The organism is Gordonia heveisoli, from assembly GCF_030315745.1.
Classification (GTDB): Bacteria; Actinomycetota; Actinomycetes; order Mycobacteriales; family Mycobacteriaceae; genus Gordonia.
The window spans coordinates 1-5561 of sequence record NZ_JASXSH010000041.1 but is presented as its reverse complement, the minus strand read 5'-3'; the positions used below and the strand labels follow the sequence as shown (position 1 = coordinate 5561).

The 5561-nt window shown below is 55.1% G+C and carries 3 rRNA genes; all 3 read left to right on the top strand.

Annotation, left to right across the window (positions count from 1 at the left end):
* The first annotated feature begins 235 nt into the window (after positions 1–235).
* Positions 236–1756, top strand: a 16S ribosomal RNA gene (locus QSJ18_RS19985).
* Positions 1757–2185: 429 nt separating this feature from the next.
* Positions 2186–5317 (top strand): 23S ribosomal RNA (locus QSJ18_RS19980).
* Positions 5318–5417: 100 nt separating this feature from the next.
* Positions 5418–5534: ribosomal RNA gene (rrf, locus tag QSJ18_RS19975) — 5S ribosomal RNA — on the top strand.
* Together the 16S, 23S and 5S rRNA genes form the textbook arrangement of a ribosomal RNA operon.
* Positions 5535–5561 lie beyond the last annotated feature (27 nt).

Sequence of the window (5561 nt, the reverse complement as noted above, 5' to 3'; positions counted from 1 at the left end):
GAACTAAGCTTGCCGGAGTTCGCTTCACTGTTGTGGGGTGGTGTTGGTGGGTGTGTGTTCTTTGAGAACTCGATAGTGTGTTGATGGATTGTTTGATGCCATTTTTTTGAATGGTTATTGAGTTTTGGTGCCTGCTGCTTTGGTGGTGGGTGTCAGAGTTTTTTGCCAGTTTTTTGGATTGTTTTTGTCAGGTTTTGCTTTCCTGATTGTGTTGAAACTTTGGTTTCAGTGTTTTTTCATGGAGAGTTTGATCCTGGCTCAGGACGAACGCTGGCGGCGTGCTTAACACATGCAAGTCGAACGGAAAGGCCCAGCTTGCTGGGTACTCGAGTGGCGAACGGGTGAGTAACACGTGGGTGATCTGCCCCTGACTTTGGGATAAGCCTGGGAAACTGGGTCTAATACCGGATATGACCTTTGCCTGCATGGGTGGAGGTGGAAAGCTTTTGCGGTTGGGGATGGGCCCGCGGCCTATCAGCTTGTTGGTGGGGTAATGGCCTACCAAGGCGACGACGGGTAGCCGACCTGAGAGGGTGATCGGCCACACTGGGACTGAGACACGGCCCAGACTCCTACGGGAGGCAGCAGTGGGGAATATTGCACAATGGGCGCAAGCCTGATGCAGCGACGCCGCGTGAGGGATGACGGCCTTCGGGTTGTAAACCTCTTTCACCAGGGACGAAGCGTGAGTGACGGTACCTGGAGAAGAAGCACCGGCCAACTACGTGCCAGCAGCCGCGGTAATACGTAGGGTGCGAGCGTTGTCCGGAATTACTGGGCGTAAAGAGCTCGTAGGCGGTTTGTCGCGTCGTCTGTGAAATTCTGCAGCTTAACTGCAGGCGTGCAGGCGATACGGGCAGACTTGAGTACTACAGGGGAGACTGGAATTCCTGGTGTAGCGGTGAAATGCGCAGATATCAGGAGGAACACCGGTGGCGAAGGCGGGTCTCTGGGTAGTAACTGACGCTGAGGAGCGAAAGCGTGGGTAGCGAACAGGATTAGATACCCTGGTAGTCCACGCCGTAAACGGTGGGTACTAGGTGTGGGTTCCTTTTCACGGGATCCGTGCCGTAGCTAACGCATTAAGTACCCCGCCTGGGGAGTACGGCCGCAAGGCTAAAACTCAAAGGAATTGACGGGGGCCCGCACAAGCGGCGGAGCATGTGGATTAATTCGATGCAACGCGAAGAACCTTACCTGGGTTTGACATACACCAGACGCGGTCAGAGATGGCTGTTCCCTTGTGGTTGGTGTACAGGTGGTGCATGGCTGTCGTCAGCTCGTGTCGTGAGATGTTGGGTTAAGTCCCGCAACGAGCGCAACCCTTGTCCTGTATTGCCAGCGGGTTATGCCGGGGACTTGCAGGAGACTGCCGGGGTCAACTCGGAGGAAGGTGGGGATGACGTCAAGTCATCATGCCCCTTATGTCCAGGGCTTCACACATGCTACAATGGCTGGTACAGAGGGCTGCGATACCGTGAGGTGGAGCGAATCCCTTAAAGCCAGTCTCAGTTCGGATTGGGGTCTGCAACTCGACCCCATGAAGTCGGAGTCGCTAGTAATCGCAGATCAGCAACGCTGCGGTGAATACGTTCCCGGGCCTTGTACACACCGCCCGTCACGTCATGAAAGTCGGTAACACCCGAAGCCGGTGGCCTAACCCTTGTGGAGGGAGCTGTCGAAGGTGGGATCGGCGATTGGGACGAAGTCGTAACAAGGTAGCCGTACCGGAAGGTGCGGCTGGATCACCTCCTTTCTAAGGAGCACAACTACATCACCCATTTCTGCCGGCGTCTGTTTGGCGGTGGGTGTTGTGTTCGAGGGTGAAACGTCAAACATGCCCTGTCATGCCTGCTGGTGCCTGGATGGTGTTGGTGGGTGGGGTGAGTGTTCTGGGTGACTGGGATGCTGCTGTCGACACGCTATCGGGGTTCTGAGGGAACACATGTTTCCTTTGGGCTGGTGGTTCTGTTGTCGTGGTGATGTGGTCTGTGATGGGTCGCGGAGCGGTGGTGGGGTTGCTGGTGTGTGTTGTTTGAGAAGTGCATAGTGGATGCGAGCATCTTTATTTTTATCGCAATTGTGTTTCTGTATGGAAGCATGTTTGTTCGAGTTTCTACATTCGAGCCTCGCTGGGCGGTGATCTTCGGATTGTTGTTGTGGTGGGGTTTGTTTGTAGGTGTTGTTGTAAGTGTTTAAGGGCGTTCGGTGGATGCCTTGGCACCAGGAGCCGATGAAGGACGTGGTAGGCCGCGATAGTCCTCGGGGAGTTGTCAAACGAGCTGTGATCCGAGGGTGTCCGAATGGGGAAACCCAGCACGAGTGATGTCGTGTTACCACCCGCTGAATGTATAGGCGGTGTGGGGGGAACGTGGGGAAGTGAAACATCTCAGTACCCATAGGAAGAGAAAACAATAGTGATTCCGTGAGTAGTGGCGAGCGAAAGCGGAGGAGGCTAAACCATGCGCATGTGATACCGGGTAGGGGTTGTGCGTGTGGGGTTGTGGGGCTTGTCTTTCTGGTTCTACCTGGCTGGAGGCGAGTAAGAAAATCGTGTGTTAGGTGAAGTGGCCTGGAATGGTCTGCCGTAGACGGTGAGAGTCCGGTAATCGAAAACATGCGGTCTCGTTTGATGAGTGCCCAAGTAGCAGCGGGCTCGTGGAATCTGCTGTGAATCTGCCGGGACCACCCGGTAAGCCTGAATACTTCCTGGTGACCGATAGCGGACTAGTACCGTGAGGGAAAGGTGAAAAGTACCCCGGGAGGGGAGTGAAATAGTACCTGAAACCGGACGCTTACAATCCGTCAGAGCCTGCGCACCTTTGGGTGGTGGGTGATGGCGTGCCTTTTGAAGAATGAGCCTGCGAGTTAGTGCTCGGTGGCAAGGTTAACCCGTGTGGGGTAGCCGTAGCGAAAGCGAGTCTGAATAGGGCGTTGAGTCGCCGGGTCTAGACCCGAAGCGGAGTGATCTACCCATGGCCAGGGTGAAGCGACGGTAAGACGTCGTGGAGGCCCGAACCCACTTCAGTTGAAAATGGAGGGGATGAGCTGTGGGTAGGGGTGAAAGGCCAATCAAACTCCGTGATAGCTGGTTCTCCCCGAAATGCATTTAGGTGCAGCGTCGCATGTTTCTTACCGGAGGTAGAGCTACTGGATGGCCGATGGGCCCCACAGGGTTACTGACGTCAGCCAAACTCCGAATGCCGGTAAGTGAGAGTGCGGCAGTGAGACTGCGGGCGATAAGGTTCGTAGTCGAGAGGGAAACAGCCCAGATCGCCGGCTAAGGCCCCTAAGCGTGTACTAAGTGGAAAAGGATGTGGGGTCGCGAAGACAACCAGGAGGTTGGCTTAGAAGCAGCCACCCTTGAAAGAGTGCGTAATAGCTCACTGGTCAAGTGATCCTGCGCCGACAATGTAGCGGGGCTCAAGTACACCGCCGAAGCCGCGGCACTCACACGTTAGCTTACTGTTGTCCTGCGGGATGATGGTTAGGTGTGTGGGTGGGTAGGGGAGCGTCCTGCATCCGTGGAAGCCACAGAGTGATCTAGTGGTGGAGGGTGTGGGAGTGAGAATGCAGGCATGAGTAGCGAAAGCAGAGTGAGAAACTCTGCCGCCGAATGACCAAGGGTTCCTGGGCCAGGCTAATCCGCCCAGGGTGAGTCGGGACCTAAGGCGAGGCCGACAGGCGTAGTCGATGGACAACGGGTTGATATTCCCGTACCCGTGTATCCGCGCCCATGCTGAATCAGTTGTACTAACCGTCCAGATGCCACGAGAAGACCTTCGGGTCTCGGGTTGGTTGATGCACGGGACCTCGGCTGGTAGTAGGCAAGCGATGGGGTGACGCAGGAAGGTAGTGGGGCCAGTCAGTGGTTGTACTGGTGTAAGCCTGTAGGGAGTGTGGTAGGCAAATCCGTCACACATATGTCCTGAGAGGTGATGCGTAACCGTTGAGGTGAATTCCATGATCCTATGCTGCCGAGAAAAGCCTCTAGTGAGTTGGTACACGGCCCGTACCCCAAACCGACACAGGTGGTCAGGTAGAGAATACTAAGGCGATCGAGAGAACTGTGGTTAAGGAACTCGGCAAAATGCCCCCGTAACTTCGGGAGAAGGGGGACCACGTCTGGTGACCGGCTTTACGCTGTGAGCTGGGGGTGGTCGCAGAGACCAGAGAGAAGCGACTGTTTACTAAAAACACAGGTCCGTGCGAAGTCGTAAGACGATGTATACGGACTGACGCCTGCCCGGTGCTGGAAGGTTAAGAGGACCGGTTAATGCACTTCGGTGTGTGAAGCTGAGAATTTAAGCCCCAGTAAACGGCGGTGGTAACTATAACCATCCTAAGGTAGCGAAATTCCTTGTCGGGTAAGTTCCGACCTGCACGAATGGCGTAACGACTTCTCTGCTGTCTCAACCACAGACTCGGCGAAATTGCAGTACGAGTAAAGATGCTCGTTACGCGCGGCAGGACGAAAAGACCCCGGGACCTTCACTATAGCTTGGTATTGGTGTTCGGTTCGGTTTGTGTAGGATAGGTGGGAGACTGTGAAGTGGGCACGCCAGTGTTCATGGAGTCGTTGTTGAAATACCACTCTGATCGTATTGGACTTCTAACCTCGGACCCTGATCGGGTTCAGGGACAGTGCCTGGTGGGTAGTTTAACTGGGGCGGTTGCCTCCCAAAATGTAACGGAGGCGCCCAAAGGTTCCCTCAGCCTGGTTGGCAATCAGGTGTTGAGTGTAAGTGCACAAGGGAGCTTGACTGTGAGACGTACATGTCGAGCAGGGACGAAAGTCGGGACTAGTGATCCGGCACCGGCAAGTGGAAGCGGTGTCGCTCAACGGATAAAAGGTACCCCGGGGATAACAGGCTGATCTTCCCCAAGAGTCCATATCGACGGGATGGTTTGGCACCTCGATGTCGGCTCGTCGCATCCTGGGGCTGGAGTAGGTCCCAAGGGTTGGGCTGTTCGCCCATTAAAGCGGCACGCGAGCTGGGTTTAGAACGTCGTGAGACAGTTCGGTCTCTATCCGCCGCGCGCGTAAGAAACTTGAGGAAACCTGTCCCTAGTACGAGAGGACCGGGACGGACGAACCTCTGGTGTGCCAGTTGTCCCGCCAGGGGCACTGCTGGTTAGCTACGTTCGGAAGGGATAACCGCTGAAAGCATCTAAGCGGGAAGCCTGTTCCAAGATGAGGTTTCTCACCACCTTGAGTGGTTAAGGCCCCCTACAGACCATGGGGTTGATAGGCCAGAACTGTAAGCACAGTAATGTGTTCAGGTGACTGGTACTAATCGGCCGAGGACTTACCAACAACACCCTTACTCAAAAATAGGGTCTCGCATCCACTATGACACTTCTGAAACAACACACAACAACAAAAACAAACAGTTGTTGGATCTGTTTCATAGAGTTACGGCGGCTATAGCGGAGGGGAAACGCCCGGCCCCATTCCGAACCCGGAAGCTAAGCCCTCCAGCGCCAATGGTACTGCACCCTAATCAGTGTGGGAGAGTAGGACACCGCCGAACACAACTTCAAGAGCCCCCGCAACCCAC